This window comes from Coleofasciculus sp. FACHB-1120, assembly GCF_014698845.1.
Classification (GTDB): Bacteria; Cyanobacteriota; Cyanobacteriia; order Cyanobacteriales; family FACHB-T130; genus FACHB-T130.
In genome coordinates this window covers 51139-70635 of the sequence record NZ_JACJTV010000016.1, presented here as the reverse complement: position 1 = coordinate 70635, position 19497 = coordinate 51139, and the positions used below count along the sequence as shown (strand labels likewise).

At 45.9% G+C, this 19497-nt stretch carries 19 protein-coding genes and 1 tRNA gene; 13 read left to right on the top strand and 7 right to left on the bottom strand.

Annotated features, from left to right (window positions below; translation table 11 throughout):
- Nucleotides 1–153: 153 nt before the first annotated feature.
- Entirely contained in the window at nt 154–435 is a 282-nt protein-coding gene (locus tag H6H02_RS15785; protein ID WP_190819372.1) for a hypothetical protein, read from the top strand.
- Nucleotides 436–439: 4 nt separating this feature from the next.
- Here the strand turns inward: H6H02_RS15785 and mazG are convergent, their stop codons facing one another.
- Nucleotides 440–1297 carry a nucleoside triphosphate pyrophosphohydrolase gene (mazG, locus tag H6H02_RS15780; protein ID WP_190819370.1) on the bottom strand — a complete coding sequence of 286 codons (858 nt, stop codon included), beginning with the start codon at nt 1295–1297 and terminating at the stop codon, nt 440–442.
- A gap of 28 nt (nt 1298–1325) precedes the next feature.
- Nucleotides 1326–1940, bottom strand: coding sequence for a metal-binding protein (locus H6H02_RS15775; RefSeq protein ID WP_190819368.1), 615 nt, complete (start codon nt 1938–1940; stop codon nt 1326–1328).
- Between the two features lie 91 nt (nt 1941–2031).
- On the opposite strand from H6H02_RS15775, the gene H6H02_RS15770 reads away from it, so the two are divergent.
- A tRNA-Val gene (locus H6H02_RS15770) sits at nt 2032–2104 on the top strand.
- 100 nt (nt 2105–2204) lie between these two features.
- Nucleotides 2205–2345 carry a hypothetical protein gene (locus H6H02_RS15765; protein WP_190819366.1) on the top strand — a complete coding sequence of 47 codons (141 nt, stop codon included), beginning with the start codon at nt 2205–2207 and terminating at the stop codon, nt 2343–2345.
- Nucleotides 2346–2419: 74 nt separating this feature from the next.
- Here the strand turns inward: H6H02_RS15765 and H6H02_RS15760 are convergent, their stop codons facing one another.
- Nucleotides 2420–3130 (bottom strand): hypothetical protein, encoded by a 711-nt coding sequence (locus tag H6H02_RS15760; RefSeq protein ID WP_190819364.1) that lies wholly within the window; start codon nt 3128–3130, stop codon nt 2420–2422.
- A gap of 146 nt (nt 3131–3276) precedes the next feature.
- Between H6H02_RS15760 and H6H02_RS15755 the strand changes: the two genes are divergently transcribed.
- The 8 genes from H6H02_RS15755 (at nt 3277) to H6H02_RS15720 (ending at nt 11979) form a co-directional block, all read left to right on the top strand.
- Nucleotides 3277–3693 carry a hypothetical protein gene (locus H6H02_RS15755; RefSeq protein ID WP_190819362.1) on the top strand — a complete coding sequence of 139 codons (417 nt, stop codon included), beginning with the start codon at nt 3277–3279 and terminating at the stop codon, nt 3691–3693.
- 7 nt (nt 3694–3700) lie between these two features.
- Nucleotides 3701–4747: a pentapeptide repeat-containing protein gene (locus H6H02_RS15750; protein ID WP_190819360.1), complete on the top strand. Its 1047-nt coding sequence runs from the start codon at nt 3701–3703 to the stop codon at nt 4745–4747.
- Nucleotides 4748–4840: 93 nt separating this feature from the next.
- Nucleotides 4841–5419 (top strand): Uma2 family endonuclease, encoded by a 579-nt coding sequence (locus H6H02_RS15745; protein WP_190819359.1) that lies wholly within the window; start codon nt 4841–4843, stop codon nt 5417–5419.
- A gap of 437 nt (nt 5420–5856) precedes the next feature.
- Nucleotides 5857–6807, top strand: a complete 951-nt coding sequence (locus H6H02_RS15740) for a phosphoribulokinase (RefSeq protein WP_190819358.1) — start codon at nt 5857–5859, stop codon at nt 6805–6807.
- 135 nt (nt 6808–6942) lie between these two features.
- Nucleotides 6943–7674 carry a DNA repair protein RadC gene (gene radC, locus H6H02_RS15735; RefSeq protein ID WP_190430057.1) on the top strand — a complete coding sequence of 244 codons (732 nt, stop codon included), beginning with the start codon at nt 6943–6945 and terminating at the stop codon, nt 7672–7674.
- Between the two features lie 482 nt (nt 7675–8156).
- Complete coding sequence (locus tag H6H02_RS15730) at nt 8157–9083, top strand: RnfABCDGE type electron transport complex subunit D (protein ID WP_190819357.1); 927 nt, start codon at nt 8157–8159, stop codon at nt 9081–9083.
- Between the two features lie 33 nt (nt 9084–9116).
- A complete protein-coding gene (locus tag H6H02_RS15725; RefSeq protein WP_190819356.1) occupies nt 9117–10466 on the top strand; it encodes a DUF2330 domain-containing protein in 1350 nt (449 codons plus the stop codon).
- 172 nt (nt 10467–10638) lie between these two features.
- The gene (locus H6H02_RS15720) at nt 10639–11979 is read left to right on the top strand and encodes an endonuclease/exonuclease/phosphatase family protein (RefSeq protein WP_190819355.1); all 1341 of its coding nucleotides are present in this window, start codon (nt 10639–10641) and stop codon (nt 11977–11979) included.
- 75 nt (nt 11980–12054) lie between these two features.
- Here the strand turns inward: H6H02_RS15720 and dtd are convergent, their stop codons facing one another.
- From dtd to H6H02_RS15705, 3 genes are all read right to left on the bottom strand, one after another.
- Nucleotides 12055–12510, bottom strand: a complete 456-nt coding sequence (gene dtd / locus H6H02_RS15715; RefSeq protein ID WP_190819354.1) for a D-aminoacyl-tRNA deacylase — start codon at nt 12508–12510, stop codon at nt 12055–12057.
- Between the two features lie 125 nt (nt 12511–12635).
- Entirely contained in the window at nt 12636–13775 is a 1140-nt protein-coding gene (locus H6H02_RS15710) for a GTP-binding protein (protein ID WP_190819353.1), read from the bottom strand.
- A 366-nt stretch (nt 13776–14141) separates the two neighbouring features.
- On the bottom strand, nt 14142–14948 hold the full coding sequence (locus tag H6H02_RS15705) for a DUF4198 domain-containing protein (protein WP_190819352.1): 807 nt from the start codon (nt 14946–14948) through the stop codon (nt 14142–14144).
- Nucleotides 14949–15569: 621 nt separating this feature from the next.
- Between H6H02_RS15705 and cysS the strand changes: the two genes are divergently transcribed.
- Nucleotides 15570–17051 (top strand): cysteine--tRNA ligase, encoded by a 1482-nt coding sequence (cysS, locus tag H6H02_RS15700; RefSeq protein ID WP_190819350.1) that lies wholly within the window; start codon nt 15570–15572, stop codon nt 17049–17051.
- Between the two features lie 139 nt (nt 17052–17190).
- Here the strand turns inward: cysS and H6H02_RS15695 are convergent, their stop codons facing one another.
- The gene (locus tag H6H02_RS15695; RefSeq protein ID WP_190819349.1) at nt 17191–17460 is read right to left on the bottom strand and encodes a hypothetical protein; all 270 of its coding nucleotides are present in this window, start codon (nt 17458–17460) and stop codon (nt 17191–17193) included.
- 126 nt (nt 17461–17586) lie between these two features.
- On the opposite strand from H6H02_RS15695, the gene H6H02_RS15690 reads away from it, so the two are divergent.
- The gene (locus H6H02_RS15690) at nt 17587–19182 is read left to right on the top strand and encodes an ATP-binding protein (RefSeq protein ID WP_242040734.1); all 1596 of its coding nucleotides are present in this window, start codon (nt 17587–17589) and stop codon (nt 19180–19182) included.
- Nucleotides 19183–19497: the final 315 nt, after the last annotated feature.

The window sequence follows — 19497 nt, the reverse complement described above, 5'->3', positions numbered from 1 at the left end:
CGCAATGTTCGCCTTCTTCTTGGTGCTGAGGACTCAAACCGCTAAAGGCGCGGGTCGTAAATTTCATCGCAAATTCATATAAGTATCCTTTGCCTGTGAAGAGTATATGAAGTTACACGGTTTCAGTATTTTAACGGAAGATAATCGAATCCAATGACCTCTAAGTTAGGTAAAGAACAATCAGGAAATGGGTTTCAGAAAATGAGTGCAGTTTCACAAAACGGATGGGATTCCTGGAGAATGGCATCAATCGCGATCGCTCGGAATGCAAGAGCATTGGAACAGCTATCGGAGAAACTGACCTCAAAGTACACAGATTCAGAGATGGCTGGGATATGGCGGCAGGCACGCTTGGTGCTGGCAGAAGAAGATGAGTGCTGGCTGGAAGAAGAACTGTATCGCATCCTCATTCAGGATTCCCAGTTAGCAGCTTAAAAATTTAGAGTTCCTTTTTTAATTCGCCCGAAGCTGCTAACTGAGCTTTCGCTTGTTGCCAAAGCGTTTCCAACTCATCTAATGTGTAATCTGAGAGGGGACGGTCGGCAAAAGCCTCCATTTTTTTTAGACGCTGAATAAATCGCTGATTCGTTCCCTGCAAAGCTTCTGAAGGATCAAGATCGTACCAACGGGCAAGATTAATCACCGTAAATAATAAATCTCCCAGTTCCGCTTGCTGATGGGCTTCGTCTTCCTGTTGCAGTGCCTCTTCAAATTCTGCTAACTCTTCGTGAAACTTCGCCCACACGCCTTCAATATTCTCCCACTCAAACCCAGCCGCCGCCGCCTTTTGAGATATCTTCATCCCCGCCATCAGTGGCGGCAATGTGCGGGAATAACGAGTCAGTTTGCGACTTAGCTGTTGCGTGTCTTGAATCGTTTCTCCTTTTTCTGCGGCTTTGATCTTCTGCCAATTTTCGTGGACTTCCTCCGCACTTTCGACTTCAACCTCTCCAAAGACGTGAGGATGACGGCGGATCAGCTTTTGAGTCAGCCCCTGAACTACATCGGTTAAGCTAAATTGCCCGGATTCGCTGGCAATCTGCGCTTGCAGCACCACCTGTAGCAATAAGTCCCCCAGTTCTTCAGCGATCGCTTCTTTATCCCCAGTGCGAATCGCATCTACGACTTCATAAGCTTCTTCGATGACATATGGAGTGAGCGTTTGGGGAGTCTGCGCTAAATCCCACGGACAACCCCCATTGGGCGATCGCAACTGGGCAACAACCTCAATCAACTGTTGCAGCGCTTCTAGTGCAGTTTGAGGCATGGGATGAGCAGATTCTGGGGAATTCAACATAAACGAAAACTCAGTTTGCCTTTCGATCTTACCTTCGCGTTCTCTGCGTCTTGGCAGTTGGTTTCTTGAGGGTGCGCCGACTCACTTTGCCGGTTCGCTTCCGAGTCTTCACCCGCTTAGGCATCACCGCCTTCAATCCACTTTTTTTAAACCGTTTGTAGGCAGAACCCCCCCAGTCACTGAAAGAGTGACTCATTGCACCCAATTCCAAACCCACAAATAGTGCTATCCATTCAGCCGGGTATTGAGTAAGCGATCGCTGCGCCTGATTCGCTACTACCTGCCAAGTCCACCCGACACCCCAGACTAGCTGTAGTATCCCCAATATCAACAATCCCACGAGAAAGAGCCAGCAGGCGAGATAGAGCGATCGCACGATTGTCCCAATTGCTAACCCGTGGGAAAAAATCGAGCGGTGACGTAAACTCTTCTGGTAGGGTATCCAAATCCACCGCAACCAGCCCCAACGCTGATAAGGACGCGAGTTTAGATCCAAGTCTGGGCTAAACATCAGCCCGCTGAATAAAAATCCTCCGGAAACGATTAACGTCAGATCGCCACTGCGAGTCAGCCCGAACGTCATGCCAGCCACCCAAGGCAGGCACCATAAAGTAATGCGATCGTGCGTCCGACCAGAGGGCATCCGTTAAAATTTGAGATTTTTTAAAATTTATTCTGTTTGAATAGTAGCAGCAGCAGCGTAATCTGCTATTATCTAAAAAGTGTCTGAATTTGGGCGGTTAGCTCAGTTGGTAGAGCGCCTGCCTTACAAGCAGGATGTCACTGGTTCGAGTCCAGTACTGCCCATTAAAAATTGTATAGTGACTAATTATCTGTCATTCGTGACAGATAAATGTCATTAACCCAAATTCCGCTTCATCCAGATTCATATTGGAGAAGCGAAAGGATGCGAGAATCTTGTAGCACATTATGGAACCGAACGATTGGGGTCGCCTGTTGTGCTGTCTTGGAGCGATCGCGCTTCACGCCACTTTGCGATCGCATTTATCAACGCTTGCAAGAGAAGATCAGAAGCTTTGAGCAGTAGATGAGTCTATAATGATGGGGAATTCAGCTACCAATGTCAAAATTTTTATTAAAGCGATAGGAAGGCTTCATTTCTTAAACTTCAGCTTGATAGGATATAAGATTACCGTCATCATCTGAGGTTATGACGTGTAACTCACAACCTTCGAGGGGTTTAGGAGCAATGGGATATCGGTTTTTAGTTTTGTACTGTTTGGAGCCAATTTCATCGGTGTAGAATTCTCCTATCCAACTACCTACGACTTTCGCAAAATTTATCAACTCATCTTTAGGTTGATTTTGGTTAGACGTTTTCTTGAAAAACTTTGTAGATGTCTTCTTATCAACTTGGGCAAATGAAACATAAGCTCCCTCACCTGGAGCTATTGCCACTGTGAATATTGCGTCCAATATTCTTGATGCTCGTTCTCTAGCCCGGATATATGTGGGATGTATTTTGGGATGATAAGGCTTGTCTAATTTTGGACGGTAACAAAATACCTCAAAGCAAGAGCAAATGAAAGCAGGGCCATTATTATCAAGATTTAGATTTTTCAGCATTTCTTTTAATCCTGAATCCTTAAAGTTGATCGCATCAACATAGGTTACCTCAGTCTCGAAATCGATTCTATGGATACGAACCATTAGGATAGCCTGATGTTGCCAAACAATAAGCCCTATTTCGTCACTTCTGAGTATTTCACCAACAAATAGGCAAAGGCTCTTAATGAATCCTTCTACAAGATTAGAGTCTAGTTTCCTGCTGTAAGCCCATTTAATATCAGATACTTTAATTGTTTTAGTCAAAATTTCCAGTCTCCTTAAAACAAATTTCAGAAAGGCTCTATCACTGAAAAAGTGTAGGTTTAGATAAACAATACTGATGACCGTTATAGAATCAAAAATAATGAGCGCAGGGAGGCTAAACTGAAAAAGAGTTTTCGGTCGTCCTCATGTCTTCCCCACAAACTCCACCTAAGTCTCCTGCATCCAAGATACAACTGACACCACGCGAAAAGGCAGAGAAAGTCCTAGCAGCAGTCTTTGACCCGGTAGATGTCATCGGCAAGGCTGTGATGGGCGACCTGTGGAAAACTTTTTGCGAGACTGTACAGGATGCGATCGCACTTAGTCTGTTACTCCAGATTCCGAGCTTGATTGGAAAATGGATTTTGGGTAAAGAGTTCTCAGGGTTTGATGTATGTATGCAGGAAAGTCCATTGGGGGTCAACCGCTATGCCTGCTTCATTATCGTTATCTCGGACTTTTGCCTTTGGATGGTTCTGGCAGGTCGGGTCATAAGCCGTTTTCTGTCAGACCTTAATCAACTTCTTGCAAAGAAGGGAGGTCAACGTGTCGGCAAACCCTAATTCATCGATGCTTGCAGAACTTCAAGCTAGCTTGAAATCACTACTCAGGCAGGTGTCCTTCGTTTTTCTAGGGTTCGTAGTTTTGCTGCTAGTAACCGGAGGTAATCTACCATTCTCTTGGTTAGTTACATATATTGTCATTGGAGTTCTTTTTGTTGCCTGGGATGAGTACAGACGTAATTTTCACTATTTAGAACCAAGTGAAAAGCTTGTTGAGCTAGCTGAAGAAGAATCAAATCAGCAGTCACAACGTTTAATAACTAAAGATTTTCAACTGGCAATACTCCGGCGAAGTATCCGTGAATGGAATGCCTGGAGGCAAGAAGCACCGATAGAGATTCACCTCAGCGGAGCTAATCTCCGTGGAACTAACCTCGTTGGGGCTGACCTCGCTGGGGCTGACTTTCGCGGAGCCAACCTTCGTGGGGCTAATCTTGGTGAGGCTGACCTCCAAGATGCTGACTTTCGAGACACCCAGCTTAGCAGAACAAACTTTCACGGAGCCAACCTCACTGGAGCCAACTTTAGTAGAGCTAACTTGAGTGAAGCAAACTTTAGCGAAGCAAACCTTAGCGAAGCAAACTTCAGCAGAGCGCATCTCGGCGGAGCTAATTTTAGCGAAGCAAACCTTAATGAAGTCAACTTCAGCAGATCTCACCTCAGCGAGGTTAACTTCAGCAGATCCCATCTCAATGAGTCTAATTTTATTGGGGCTGACCTGAGTGGGGCTGACCTCAGTGGAGCTGACTTCAGCGGAGCCAACTTTCTTGGGGCTGACCTCAGCGGAGCTAACCTTCATGAGACTAACCTTAGCGGAGCCAACCTTTACAGGGCTGATCTCTGTGGAAGTAATCTGCTGAAGACTATCCTTAGCTACGCTAACCTTATCGGGACTAACCTTAGCGAGGCTGAATTCACCAGCATTGTTGTAGAAAACGCTATCTTTGGGGACAACCGTGGCTTAACAAAACAAGACAAAGCTGATTTACGTGCGCGTGGAGCTATTTTTCGGAACTTCCCTGACTCAGATATTCCGGCTTCCGTGAGAAGGTAACATAAAAGTCTCTACATTCTTGGCGATCGCTCATTCACTCCCAACTTCGACCCAGAAGATACAATAAAATCTTGATCGCCGGAGGTGAACGTGATGCCCCCACTACTGAACAAAACAACCGACCAACGCATTATCCATCAAGGAACTTGGGAACAGTTCAAGTTCATCCAGAAGGGCTTTGAGGGTTCTCCTGGGGTGCGGCTGTTTTACTATGACGGGACGATCGAGATTCTTATGCCGGGACGCGAACATGAAATTTTTGCCAGTATCATTGGTTACTTGGTGACTACTTTTCTTGCAGAAAAGGGCATTTTCTTTCAGCCAACTCGGTCGATGACTCAGGAAAAAGAAGGAGTTGTCTCGGCTCAAGCGGACGAATCTTACTGCATTGGGAGCGTGAAGTCGCTTCCAGATTTGTCGATTGAAGTTGTCTTTACCAGTGGAGGCACCAGCAAGTTAGAACGCTATAAAGCTTTGGGCGTTCCAGAGGTTTGGTTTTGGGAAGATGGATTGCTGAAGCATTATCATCTTCGAGACGGTAGCTATGAACCCATTGAGCGCAGCCAGCTACCGGGACTCAGCGAACTCGATCCCGATCTGCTCAGACGCTGCATTTTGATGGCAGAAACTGACGCTGGAGAAGCGATTAGAGCATTCCGCCGAGAGATATAGCTTTAAGTAGATTATGCAGATTGTTGTATTGCCATCCTGGGGTATTTCTTCTTAAGAGTTACATCCACTCAGCGCGAGGTTATTAAGAGGTTATTAAAACGATGCGATCGCGTTTTGCATGAAGTAAGGGCGCGATCGCGTTTTGTTTGATGAGTGCGATCGCGGTTAACCCAGCGCGGGAACGGCAGGATTCATCGGTTGAGGGCGAGTAGAGCTAATTTTAGACACCGCTAAAGATTGCGATCGCACTCTGGCATCGCGATTAATTTACAATAATTTACTCAGCGGGTGCCGATAAAAGACCACGCTTGGCGCAACCTGCACTGAGAACCAACGCCCAAACAGCAGGCATTCTTGCGATCGAGTTGATCCCTATTCCCTCTACAATTGAACAATTCAGAATGTCCAGCAGGACTTGCTTTTGCGCGAGAGGGAAAATGAGCCATCGTCCGATTATTCTAGGCATTGTTGGTGACAGTGCCGCTGGGAAAACAACACTAACACGAGGAATTGCTCAGATATTAGGTGAAGAAAATGTCACCATTATCTGTACAGACGATTATCACAAGTACGACCGGATTCAGCGTGCAGAGAAGGGAATTTCAGCACTGCATCCCGACTGCAACTACTTGGATATCATGGAGCAACACCTGTCCCTGCTTCAAAATGGACAGCCCATCCTGAAGCCGATTTACAACCACGATACCGGGATGTTCGACCCGCCTGAGTATATCAAGCCGAGCAAGTTTGTGATTGTTGAAGGGCTTCTCGGTTATTCAACCATGAAAACCCGTGACTATCACGATGTAAAAGTTTATCTAGCACCGCCTGAATCTCTACGCGCTGAGTGGAAGATCAAGCGAGATACGATGAAACGGGGCTATAACGAAGAACAAGTTCGCGAACAATTGAGAAAGCGCGAACCAGACTCAGAAGCATACATCCGTCCCCAGCGCCAATGGGCAGATATCGTGGTCAGTTTCTACCCACCTACAGACACGCCAGAGGAGAACAGTTCACACCTGAATGTGCAATTGGTACTCAGACCAACAATTCCACATCCAAGCTTGACCCAAATTTTGAACCCAAGCAGTCCTAATTACAAACCGGCAATTCGCCTGGAACTTGAGCGGGATATGGGTAAGCCGGTTGATGTGCTAGAAATTGATGGTCAAGCCACGAGCGAACAAGTCAAAGACTTAGAGCGGATGCTGTGTAACGACATCCCCGATTTACTGCCTTTCTGTAGCTTGGACGGCACCCCCAATCTGGGTACTCTCGTCGGGACAACAGGGGAAACGCTCCAAAGTTACCCTCTGGCACTGACTCAGCTACTGGTTGCCTATCATATGCTCAAAGCTGCAAATATCCACACAGTAAAGAATTAAAAAATTAAAAATGCAAAATTAAAAGTTGAATTTATCAATTTTTAATTTTTAATTCTTAATTGTTTTGTTCTTGGCGCGATCGCAACTCTTGCGAGACTATCGGGAAAACTAGATATAGTCTTTCCCGGTGCATTTATGACCTATTGCCTCAGAATTGCAGATATACCCCTTAGCGAACGTCCTCGCGAACGATTAATGGCTCAGGGAGCCAAAAATCTTGCAACCGCTGAGCTAATTGCGATTCTGCTAGGCACGGGTCAAGGAGCAGGGAAACTCTCTGCTGTCGGTCTTGGGCAGTACATATTACAAGAATTAAGTCAACACCAACGCGATCCGCTGGATATGTTACGAGATATCAGCGTTCAAGAGTTGACAAAAATCCCAGGTGTAGGGCCAGCAAAAGCAACCACAATTCTAGCAGCCGTTGAGTTAGGAAAACGGGCGTTTCTATCTCGCCCCGGAGTTAGCACCATGATAGACAGTCCTGCTGCTGCTGCTGCTGCACTCAGTCATGAGTTGATGTGGCAGATGCAAGAACGATTTGCTGTTGTGCTGTTGGATGTGAAGAATCGCTTGGTGGGTACTCAAGTGATTACCATTGGCACTGCGACTGAAACGTTGGCTCCTCCCCGCGAGATTTTCCGAGAAGTCCTTCGCCAGGGTGCGACGAGGCTGATTATTGCACACAATCATCCGTCAGGGAGCATTGAACCGAGTCAGGAAGATATCGATTTGACGCGCCAGTTGTTGATGGGAGCGCAATATTTAAGTATTCCGCTGCTAGATCATTTGATTTTAGGCAATGGGGACTATCTGAGTCTGCGGCAAACAACAACCTTATGGGAGGAGTATCCGCAGGGGGATTGAAGTCGTGACAACGTCCCCATAACCTCTATACTTTACCCACATCTGTTGAAAACCCTGTCATGCTACGGGAAAGGGCGCAGCCTTTGGATAGCGAGTTGCCCGTTTTTGTCCTCAAGTTATCGCTCAAATGCGAAGCCCTACAGGGTTTTTGGACTTATGAGTAAAGCATAGCTATTAACCTGGAGGGGTTCTCTAATTCACAAATGAGAGTTGCTGATTATGAAGAAGTCGGAAAGCTAAATCACTGGCTCCTAACTAAAAGAAGATTGCTACATAGACTACTTTTGAAAGTCTTTTTAAAATTCATGAAAAGCATTGGCGAGATCCCGACTTCTCCAAGAAGTTTGGGATCTGAATCGCTTGTAAAAACCGTTTTGGCTAACCGGCATCTTTGTAACAATTTCTGTAACAGAAGCCCTGTTTGCATCTTATTGCGTCTAGATTCAGGAGAAAGATACGGGTAATCCTGCTATTAATCGGCAATGCTGCTAAAAGATGTCCGAGACTATCAAATTCTGTTTCTATCCTTGTTCCTGTTTTTGGGGATTTGGACAAGAGACTGGACGCTAAGACCGGATCTAATTCTAGTGGTGATGATAACTTGTCTAGTAACTCAGTCGCTAGCAGTATCGATTAAACAAAATCTATTCAATTTGCTTCCGGTACAAGATAATTGTCCAAATGAAATTGATTCTGGTTTAACAAATGTTCTTGCCAAGCTTTCATTACGGAGTGCCTTGATTACGGCTTTAGGTTTGAGTTTGCTACTAAGAGCCGATAGTTACAGCACGATGATATTGGCAGGCTCTTTCGCAATTATCAGTAAATTTATTTTTAATTTTCGGAACAAGCATTTTTTTAATCCTGCTAATTTTGGCATTATTGCAGCACTTATCTTGACAAAAGATGCCTGGGTTTCGCCCGGACAATGGGGAGATGAATGGTGGTATGCGCTGTTATTTGCAGGCACAGGGGGGACGATTTTAAAACGAGTCGGTCGTTGGGATACAACTGCGGCTTTTTTAGGTTCCTACGCTTTTTTGGAAGCTATTCGCAATATTTGGCTTGGTTGGACGTGGGATGTATTTTTACATCGATTGATGAGCGGTTCTTTGTTATTATTCGCTCTATTTATGATTACAGATCCTCGTTCTATTCCTAACGCTAGGATTGGGCGTTTAGTATGGGCAGTTTCTATTGGCTGCTTAACTTTTCTCTTGCGAAATCAATTTTTTGTATCCACTGCGGTTTTTTGGGCTTTATTTGCTTTGGCACCCTTGACCATATTTCTAGATTTTATCTGGACAGCGCCCCGATTTTCATGGGGAGAGAACCCCTCACCGACATTCAGTAATTTAGTCATTAATAAATCTGAGGAAATTGAATCTGAGACGTATCTACAAGCGTAAATTTTTACTACTTACTTACTAGAAGAGGCGGCAATGAAGCTATTTCGGATTGGGAAAACTTTAGTGATAACGCTTCTGGCTGTTATTTGCTTTGCTCCGACAGCCTGGGGATTTTGTGGCTTCTATGTGGCAAAAGCGGATACAAAGCTTTACAATAAAGCCTCGCAAGTGGTAATTGCTCGCGATCGCGATCGCACTATTTTAACGATGGCGAATGACTATCAAGGCGATGTCAAAGACTTTGCCTTGGTTGTCCCCGTTCCAACAGTGCTTCAGAAAGAACAGGTTCACGTTGGCGACCCTAAAATTATCGAACGATTAGATGCTTTTAGTGCGCCGCGACTGGTGGAATATTTCGACGAAGATCCTTGTAATCCGGTCATGTACGAGAGACTCGCTGCACCAGCAGCCGCACCAGCGTCAGGCGCTGCAAGAGCTAGCAGGGATGAAGACAATAGCTTGGGTGTCACGGTAGAAGCTCGTTTCAATGTAGGAGAGTATGACATTGTTATTCTCAGCGCAAAGGAATCAAACGGTCTAGAAACGTGGCTAAATCGCAACGGATATAAGATTCCACAGGGTGCAAAACAACTGCTGCAACCCTATATCCGGCAAAACATGAAGTTCTTTGTTGCAAAAGTCAATCTTAAAGAATTTCAAAATTCCGGTTCTCAGTTTCTGCGACCCTTACAGATGGCTTACGAATCGCCTAAATTTATGTTGCCGATTCGTCTAGGGATGATTAACGCTACCACCGAGCAGGATTTAATTGTTTACGTTTTATCCCCTAAAGGACAAGCTGAAGTTACCAATTACCGGACTGTAAAAGTCCCTTCGGATGCTGAAATTCCAGTATTCGTTAAAAACGAATTTAGCGATTTCTACAAATCGATGTTTCAAACTTCTTACACTCGTGAAGATAAAAAGGTTGCCTTTCTGGAATATGCCTGGGATATGGGTAGCTGCGATCCATGTTCTGCCGAACCTTTAAATCGAGAAGAACTGCGGAAAGCTGGTGTCTTTTGGCTAGATTCGGGTAGCCACGAGTCAGCGCCTTTCCGGAGATCCATTGCTCCTTCTAATGATGTGTTTATCACCCGTCTCCATGTTCGGTATACCCGCGATAAGTTTCCGGAAGATTTAGTTTTCCAAGAAACATCAAATAACCAAAATTTTCAAGGTCGTTATGTTCTACGCCATCCCTTTACGGGAGATGTGAAGTGTCAAGCGGGTCAACAGTACAAAAAGTCTTTGACTAGACGATTTGAACAAGAAGCGCAGACTTTAGCGAAGCTGACAGGGTGGAATATTCAGGATATTCGCAAGAAAATGCCTGTTGCACAAAGCAATTCTAGGCCTTGGTGGCAAAATATTTTCCCTTGACACTTCGCTTAAGTCTCATAACTTTACATTTCTGTTAAATAAGTAGGTTTTTTATGAAGCTTCCGTGAAGATGAGGCATCTTAAAACCTGCTTATTAGCTTCATAGGGTTGTCTTAACGTGCGATCGCTACTGTGTGAGGAATAACCAAAGCTAAGTACAAACACGGTTGCTATGAAGATCCAGAAAGCTCTAATTTCCCGGTTCGATCGCCTTGTATCCGGAGGATTGCTGACAGCAGGGATATTAGGAGCGATCGCGATCGCGTCTGGGTCAGCCCAAGCCACCACTCTCCGCTTTGCCACATTCAACGCCTCACTAAACCGCAACGCTGAAGGTCAACTCATTACCGATTTGTCAACCCTGGACAACGCACAAGCAAAGACCGTTGCTGAAATCATCCAACGAGTCAACCCTGACGTGCTGTTAATCAACGAATTCGACTATGTAGAAGGCGGAACAGCAGCCCAACTATTTCAAAATAACTACCTTTCAATTAGCCAGAATGGTGCTTCCCCCGGTGAATATCAATATCGCTACGTTGCACCCTCTAACACTGGCATACCTTCTGGATTTGACCTAGACAACAATGGCACAGTCGGCGGTCCAAACGATGCCTATGGCTTCGGATTCTTCCCCGGACAGTATGGCATGGCGTTGTACTCCAAGTATCCAATTTTAGAAGAAAGCATCCGCACCTTCCAAACCTTCCTGTGGAAAGATATGCCGGGAGCCTTACTTCCCGACAACCCAGCGACACCCGAACCCAATGACTGGTACTCCGAAGCAGAACTTGAGGTAGTTCGTCTCTCCTCCAAGAGTCACTGGGATGTCCCTATTAACGTTAATGGAGAGATTGTTCACGCTCTCCTGAGCCATCCTACGCCGCCAGTCTTTGACGGTCTCGAAGACCGCAACGGTAGGCGGAATTTTGACGAAATTCGCTTTTGGGCAGACTATATCACACCCGGAGAAGGCGATTACATCTACGACGATCAGCGCACCTTTGGAGGACTGAATGCTGGTTCAAGCTTTGTGATCATGGGCGACCAAAATTCCGATCCTTTTGATGGAGATAGCTTACCCGGTGCAATACAGCAATTGCTGAATAATCCGCTTGTCAATACCAGCGTTACTCCCACCAGTGAAGGCGGTACAGAACAGGCAATTTTGCAGGGCGGTGCTAATCTAACCCATAAAAGTAACCCAATATTTGATACAGCTGACTTTGCGGATGGGACACCCGGTAATTTGCGCGTAGATTACGTTTTACCATCGCAGGATTTAGAGATTGTTGATGCAGCTGTATTCTGGCCTAAGAGTAGCGATCCCCTATTTCCTCTAGTGGGAACGTTCCCATTCCCCAGTTCCGATCATCGCCTGGTGTGGGCTGATGTTCAGATTGCTGATAATATCGTCAGCGTACCTGAACCCTCTGCGACTTTGGGAATTTTCAGCCTTGCCATTCTGGGGATAATTGGTAACTCCCGCCGTCGCCGCCAGTCAATTACTTGAGACAATTCTTCTACTTAGGTTAGCGATCGCTATCCTATCTTGCCCCTCCTCGTTCAAGGGGTGGGGTTGCGGATTTTATCCAGCTTCTCTTTCCAGCAGCAAAGTAACAGGGCCATCATTCTGAATTGCTACCTGCATCATCGCCCCAAATTCGCCTGTTTCCACGCGCAAACCGCTCTGGCGCAACTTAGCGATAAATTGTTCGTAAAGATTTTGGGCGATCGCAGGCGCAGCAGATTTATCAAAAGAGGGGCGGCGTCCTTTGCGACAATCTCCGTAGAGAGTGAATTGGCTGACTACCAGCAGTTCTCCCCCAATTTCTAGAACGGATTTCTCCCAACGCCCGCTACCATTTTGCTCATCTGGAAATAAGCGCAATTCCAGACATTTACGAGCCATCCACTCCAGCTCGGCTTCGGTATCCGTTTCAGCAATGCCTACGAGTAAATTAAGTCCGCGCCCGATTTTGCCGATTATTCGATTTGAAACTTCAACTTGTGAGGATTTAACTCGCTGAATGACAACACGCATAATTAGCTTCGATACATCTGTAGGGACATGACAATGCCATGTCCCGACCAAACATTAGAGCCGCAATCTATTTGACCTAACTGAGAAATGCTATTAGTAATTAGTTAATTGCTAATTACTCAAGACTATTTCCCAAAGCCCTTACCGCGAGTGGTAGAAGGTACACAGACACAACTTTTGATTTGCTGTTGCAGGGTTTCTTTATCTAAATCCTGACCAATCAGTACCAACTGGCTTTTTGGTTGCCCTTTCCAATCTTCATCGTCGATGGAGAAGCGCTTGCCGCACAGGTGGAAAATATGACGCCGAGGACTTTCATCAAACCAAAGAATTCCTTTGGCACGAAAGACGGTTGAGGGTAGCTGATTATCTAAGAAATTTTGAAACTTCTTAATAGCAAAAGGCTTGTCGCTTTCAAAGGAAATCGAGGTAAACCCGTCATTTTCCAAGTGGTGGGAGTGATGATCGTGGTCGTGATGGTCGTGGGTGCAAACACCATGATCGTGGTCGCAATCATTATGATCGTCGTGATGATCGTGATGATCGTGGTCATTGTCATGGTCGTGGTGGTGATGGTCGTGACCCTTTGCTGCCTCTTCGTTTTGGAAATATTTGTCAGTTTCAAATAAACCGACGCTGAGAAGTAACGGCAGCGGTACCTGTCCCTTAGTGGTTCGCATAATCCTGGCACCGCCTTTCATATCCCGAATTCTGACTTCTAGGGAGTCTAAGTCTGCTTCATCCACCAGGTCTGCCTTGTTGAGCAGGATGATATCACCGTATGCAATCTGGCTGGCGGCGGCTTCACTGTTAAATAAATCGAGACTGAAGTTTTCCGAATCTACCACCGTAATGATGGAATCTAGGCGGGTCATGTCTCGCAGTTCGGTACCTAAAAAGGTAAGTGCCACTGGCAGGGGATCTGCGAGTCCGGTTGTCTCGACTACCAGATAATCGACCTTTTCTTCACGTTCCAGAACTTTGTAGACGGCTTCCACGAGATCGTTGTTAATGGTGCAGCAGATACAACCGTTACTCAACTCCACCATATCCTCGCCGGTGGTGACAATCAACTCATTATCAATGCCGATTTCACCGAATTCATTAACCAGAACAGCGGTTTTGACGCCTTGCTGATTGGTCAAGATGTGATTGAGGAGAGTGGTCTTGCCACTGCCAAGGAAACCTGTAATGATCGTCACGGGTAAGCCGTACTTGGGGGCATCCATCTCTGGAGATTGACTGGGAGTGGTGGCTGGTTGCATAGTGCGAGTTTCAGATTTTCTCAAAAAACGTTGATAGAGCTATACGTAAATTAGTGTAGGATCTAAGCGCTAAGCAGAGTGCGCTAAGCGGAGTTTAGGTCTAGATCCCGATGATGGATTGAAATGGAGATCCAACCTTTTACTTTATAGCAAGCGAACAGCTTCGCATACGCGCTTGCGCGATCGCTCTCTTCCTCCAGCTTACCTAACTCCACAGAAGGCATTCTCCAATTTTTCTGGCATAAGCAAATGGTCAGTCGATACCTTTAGCACGGTTGGCATCAACTGACCATAGTTTATCTTTAATAAAAGCAACTCATGGATACAAGTTGCAAGCCAAGCAGATTTGTTGGTTGAGGCGATCGCTTATTTAGTCAACTTCAGCCCTTTACCTTGCTTGCGTGCAAACGCCATCAAACCCAGCACGCTTAAACCCAACAAAGCTGACGGTTCTGGAACCGAGGCGTTTTTGCTTTCGGCGCTGAAGGTAGTGGCGTAAGAAAGACCAGGATTAATCGCTGTGGGGTTGGTGTAGCCTGCTTCGATAACTTGGAGTCCCCCTTTGCCGACTGGGATATAAGCAATGCCTTCTTGATTTACGTCTACTACTTCTCCCAGATATTCAACTAAAGCATCTTTAATTACATTTCCTTGAAATAAAACTTGAATTGGTAGGGATTCTCCTTCCATTACCTCAAAGGGATTCTTCAAAGCCATAATTTCAAGTGGAAGACCGAAAGACTGGGAGAGGGGTTGCGACCAGTCATAAAGAGCCTTGGTGTACTTCAGAAAATTGCTGACATTGACGTAGTTAAGTGCCTCTGCTTCCTGTTTGGAAATGTTTATAGAAGTAGAGTCAGCTGGGTTTGTGAGCCAGAAGCCATTGTCATATAACGCGGTCAACGCTGCAATGTTTCCCTGAGGGATAACAGATACACCATCTTGGATTTTAACTTCAAGAGGAACAAGCTGTTTGTTTATATCGTAGCCTTGGGCTGACTGAAACTTTGCCACATCATAAGGTTCTGGCCCCTCTTCTGGATGACCAAAAACCAGATCGTAGTCTCCGTTTCCTTGTTCAAACCAGACGACGTGAGCGAAAGCTGGTTGAGCCAGCATTACGGGCAAAACGGCAGCCGCTAAAAGTAACTGTTTTAAGTGTTTTTTGAACATTTTGTTGCTCCTTAAGGGTAGATGCGTGGTGCTGGTTGGTGCAAATAGGGCGTGACCTAGCAAAACGGGAAATAACGGGTGATAAAACCCCATCCGAAACTTGCCCTGAAGCCGAACGCTTCAGAGTAAAAGGCTTGCAAGACTTTTGAAAATGAATCTCAAACTCTTTTCGTCATTTACATTACCGAACCAGTAGAAACACTACTAGCGGCTAGGGCATATCTTTACTGATTCTTTAAATAAGCAGGGATTTTGAGCAGAATTATAAAGATTGAGTAAAGTGAGCGCCCAAACGCCTGAATAGTCAAAAATATTTATCTGGGTTTCTACTGGTAAGCGCCTATCTTTTAATGAAGAGATCGTGAAGAGAACGCAAAAATTGAGGGGGAACTGAGACTCGTGCGGTCAGTCAAGCGATGCTGTTAGCGTTAGTGTTAGCGGATGCGATCGCGCTAAGCAGATGTTGAAGCCGCATTGATACCTGGTTGCTCTCTCAAGCACCTATTTTTTTGAGACTAAATTGTGACAAAGTACAATTTTAATTTCGGATGACTGGATGGCTTACTGACCAGGGAATTTAAAATACTTATACAGATGCACTTTATTTCTTAAATTCTAGGAATGACCCTCACACTCTACAACACCCTCACTCGTCGCAAGGAAGTCTTTGAACCCGTTGAACCTGGTAAAGCCGGGATGTACTACTGCGGCGTGACGGTGTATGACTATTGCCACTTGGGTCATGCGAGAGCTTGCATCGTCTGGGATGTGACGCGCCGATATCTGCAATTTGTCGGTTATGACGTGCGCTATGTGCAGAATTTTACCGATATTGATGACAAAATTCTCAACCGGGCACGGCAAGAAGGCTCGTCAATGGAGGAAGTCGCCGAACGCTACATCCAAGCTTATTTTGAAGATATGGCGCGGCTGAATATCAAAGAAGCGGATGAATATCCGCGTGCTACACACACGATAAATGGGATTCAGCGGCTGATTCACGAATTGGAACAGAAAAATTTCGCCTATCCCGCTGCGGGTGATGTTTACTATGCGGTGCGTCAATTTCCGGAGTACGGCAAGCTGTCGGGACGCAGGTTAGAAGATATGCAAGCAGGGGCGAGTAACCGGGTGGAGGTGGAAGACCTGGAAGCGTCCAAGAAAAGAGACCCGTTTGATTTTGCACTGTGGAAGGCGGCAAAACCGGGGGAACCCGCCTGGGAATCGTCTTGGGGTGCGGGTCGTCCGGGGTGGCACATTGAATGTTCGGCAATGGTGCGCGATCGCTTGGGCGATACAATCGACATCCACGCTGGCGGTGCTGACTTAATTTTCCCCCACCACGAGAACGAAATTGCCCAATCGGAAGCGGTAACTGGCAAGCCGTTAGCGAACTACTGGCTGCATAACGGGATGGTGACGGTAAATGGCGAAAAGATGTCTAAGTCTCTGGGCAACTTTATCACCATTCGAGAGTTACTCGATCGACCCGTCGATCCAATGGCGGTGCGGCTATTTGTTCTTACAGCCCAATATCGTAAGCCGATTGATTTTACTGATGAAGCAATTCAGGCGGCAACTAACGGTTGGAATACGCTGAAAGAAGGTCTGTTGTTTGGATACAAGTACGGTTCCCAACTGGGTTGGATGGGAAACCCCGCCAATCTCCCCCTCAGCGAGGGGGGACATGACAACGCTGTGGAAAGATTTCAGGCAGAAGTGGATGATGACTTGAATTTTCCTGGCGGGTTAACCATATTGTTTGAACTTGCCAAAGAATTAGGCAAGCAGGGGAATATCCTAGTTCATCAGGGTAAAACCGAGATCCCACCCGAACAACTAGAAGGTCAGTGGCAGAATTTAGTTGATTTGTCAAGTGTCTTAGGCTTGGAAGTGAGTGCTGATGAGATCGCAAAGCTACAGGTTGAAAGTACCGCTTCTGGTGGTTTAAGCGATGCCGAGATTGAAGCGATGATTCAGCAGAGACAGGACGCGAGGAGTGCGAAAAATTTTGCTGAAAGCGATCGCATCCGCAACGAGCTACAAGCCAAGGGCATTACTTTAATTGATAGCCCAGAAGGTACGCGATGGCACTGTAGCTAAGCCGTCAGCAGTCAGTCAAGACAATGAATCATAAATAAATGGCGCTGACAGAAGAGCTTTGAGATAAATCTCTTACCTTAAAGCTTGCAACCTGTAAAACAGGTTGGGAGCCTTTGCTTTCCCAGTATTTGGGTCAGTTTTAACTAACGTTAGCTCTTAGGTCGTTCGCGCTAAGAGCTACGTTAGCTAAACTCACACCTGGCACCAAACCCTGAGAATGGAATTCTGGGGCGATCGCATTCCCAATCCCAAAAGCGCAGACTAACCGGAAGTCAAGGTTTTCTAACCTACTCCCGGCAGATTTCGTTTGTGTGCTTGCTGTCGCTGTGCGGTTTAAACCGCTTGGTGTTTTGCTGGAATCTACACTAGAGGAGAGTGTTAATTCACACCCGTGGTAGATGCTTAGCATTTAAAGTTTCCGTATAGTGTATCCAATAACACGTAAATTTACGGAAAAAATTGCGATCGCTTCATCCGGAAACAGCGATCGCAAACGTGTAGAGATCGGTAGCACTACGCAGCTTCTAAAAAAAGCTTGATAGTAGCCATACTGAGTCAGGGGATTACCAGAGGTGCGATGGGACTGATGCACAAAATTCCAGAAGACACTTCTAACTGGTTACAAGAAATGCTAAACAGGAATCAACAGCAAGTAATGCCCTGGGCATGGATTGAGCAAGCATCAGTAAGCCGGATTGAGGATTTTGAATCAAGCCAAACAGACGCAAGCCAAACAGACACCACTTTCCAAGCGTCACCCCTACATTTAGATTCGACGCTAGACGAATTAACGCTCTACAACGCTAGCATCGACTCGGAACGCTTCGTAGAGGAAGCAATCCAGATTTTTGAAGCGAACCCGTTGCTTCCTGGCATGATTATCACCGAACAAGGTAATTTTGTCGGAATGATTTCGCGGCGGCGCTTCTTTGAGAATATAAGTTGTCTCTACAACTTAGCGTTATCTTCCCCGCCCTCTCTGAAGGCTCTCTACAGCTTTGCCCAATGTGAAATTTTAGTATGCGATCGCAACACTTCCATTATCGAGAGTGTACAGCAGTCCTTACAGCGATCGCCCGAACTTATTCATGAACCGATTGTCGTGCAACTGCAACCGGGAATTTGCAGACTCTTAGACGTACATCAGTTACTGATTGCTCAATCGCAGATTCATCAACAGGCAGCAGAAGCACTGCGGCAATCAGAAGCCCAATCCAGAGAGAAAACAACCCAGTTGGAGCAAACCCTGCATGAACTCCAGCGCACTCAAGCTCAACTGATTCAGACCGAAAAAATGTCTGGATTGGGGCAAATCGTTGCCGGTATCGCCCACGAAATTAATAACTCCGTCAGCTTCATTTACGGCAATCTCACCCATGCCAGCGAGTATGCCTACGACTTGCTGCACCTGCTGCACCTGTTTATCCAGCACTATCCTCAGCCGGTGTTGGAGATTCAAGAAGAGATGGAAGCCATTGACCTCGATTTTCTGAGGACAGATTTGCCGAAACTTCTATCTTCAATGCAATTAGGTGCAGAGCGTATCTCTGAGATTGTTCTTTCCCTGCGGAACTTCTCCCGACTCGACGAAGCAGAAGTGAAGTGTGTCGATATTCACGAAGGCATCGACAACACACTCCTGTTTATGCAAAATCGACTCAAAGGCAGAGGCATGCGCCCTGACATTGTGGTTCGCAAAGACTATAGCGCCCTTCCCTTCGTAGAATGTAATGCTGGGCAACTCAACCAAGCATTTATGAATATCTTCTGCAATGCAATTGAGGCACTAGAAAAGGAAATTAGTCATAGGCAAGGAAATACTCATCACTCATTACCGACAATTCGGATTCGCACAGAAGTCGGAGATAACAATCAAGTTTTAATTCGGATTGCAGACAACGGCATTGGGATGACCTCTGAGGTGCAGCAACGATTATTCGATCCCTTCTTTACTACTAAACCTATAGGCAAAGGAACTGGCTTAGGGTTGTCAATTAGTTATCAAATTGTGGTAGAGAAACACAGCGGTCAATTGACCTATACTTCCGAAACGGGGAAAGGAACAGAGTTTTTGATCGCGATTCCGATTCGGCAGTACAATTCATCCGCTACTCTATCTCAGTGCGCCTGAGCCAAAATTTCTGCTTATCTTTTCCTAAACCTTTTAAATCAATTGTTATGGCGATCCTATTTAAGTGTGGATGCTAGTAGTTCAGATGCCCGACTTCTCTCTCGAAGTCGGGCATCTCGACTTCACGAATCCTTTAGGATTGCTATATCAAGGTAGAGGTACGGTGGATTTCTGTTAGCTGCCTCATTTCAAATCTGGTAGATTTCCCACAAGAGGAAAGCGCTTCCTCTATCTACCCGCATTTCAGGGAGGAGAGACAGAGCCAGAGACTCAGGCTCTCTTCGGATTTTGGGAAATGGTGAGTAATCAACCGGA

Bases quoted from the DNA above. Each gene is read 5' to 3' on its own strand.
- H6H02_RS15710 (WP_190819353.1), bottom strand. From the start codon at position 13,775: ATGCAACCAGCCACCACTCCCAGTCAATCTCCAGAGATGGATGCCCCC.
- H6H02_RS15750 (WP_190819360.1), top strand. From the start codon at position 3,701: ATGCTTGCAGAACTTCAAGCTAGCTTGAAATCACTACTCAGGCAGGTG.
- H6H02_RS15765 (WP_190819366.1), top strand. From the start codon at position 2,205: ATGCGAGAATCTTGTAGCACATTATGGAACCGAACGATTGGGGTCGCC.
- H6H02_RS15785 (WP_190819372.1), top strand. From the start codon at position 154: ATGACCTCTAAGTTAGGTAAAGAACAATCAGGAAATGGGTTTCAGAAA.
- H6H02_RS15720 (WP_190819355.1), top strand. From the start codon at position 10,639: ATGAAGATCCAGAAAGCTCTAATTTCCCGGTTCGATCGCCTTGTATCC.
- H6H02_RS15695 (WP_190819349.1), bottom strand. From the start codon at position 17,460: ATGCTAAGCATCTACCACGGGTGTGAATTAACACTCTCCTCTAGTGTA.
- H6H02_RS15755 (WP_190819362.1), top strand. From the start codon at position 3,277: ATGTCTTCCCCACAAACTCCACCTAAGTCTCCTGCATCCAAGATACAA.
- H6H02_RS15745 (WP_190819359.1), top strand. From the start codon at position 4,841: ATGCCCCCACTACTGAACAAAACAACCGACCAACGCATTATCCATCAA.
- mazG (WP_190819370.1), bottom strand. From the start codon at position 1,297: ATGTTGAATTCCCCAGAATCTGCTCATCCCATGCCTCAAACTGCACTA.
- H6H02_RS15740 (WP_190819358.1), top strand. From the start codon at position 5,857: ATGAGCCATCGTCCGATTATTCTAGGCATTGTTGGTGACAGTGCCGCT.
- dtd (WP_190819354.1), bottom strand. From the start codon at position 12,510: ATGCGTGTTGTCATTCAGCGAGTTAAATCCTCACAAGTTGAAGTTTCA.
- radC (WP_190430057.1), top strand. From the start codon at position 6,943: ATGACCTATTGCCTCAGAATTGCAGATATACCCCTTAGCGAACGTCCT.
- H6H02_RS15725 (WP_190819356.1), top strand. From the start codon at position 9,117: ATGAAGCTATTTCGGATTGGGAAAACTTTAGTGATAACGCTTCTGGCT.
- H6H02_RS15705 (WP_190819352.1), bottom strand. From the start codon at position 14,948: ATGTTCAAAAAACACTTAAAACAGTTACTTTTAGCGGCTGCCGTTTTG.
- H6H02_RS15775 (WP_190819368.1), bottom strand. From the start codon at position 1,940: ATGCCCTCTGGTCGGACGCACGATCGCATTACTTTATGGTGCCTGCCT.
- H6H02_RS15730 (WP_190819357.1), top strand. From the start codon at position 8,157: ATGCTGCTAAAAGATGTCCGAGACTATCAAATTCTGTTTCTATCCTTG.
- cysS (WP_190819350.1), top strand. From the start codon at position 15,570: ATGACCCTCACACTCTACAACACCCTCACTCGTCGCAAGGAAGTCTTT.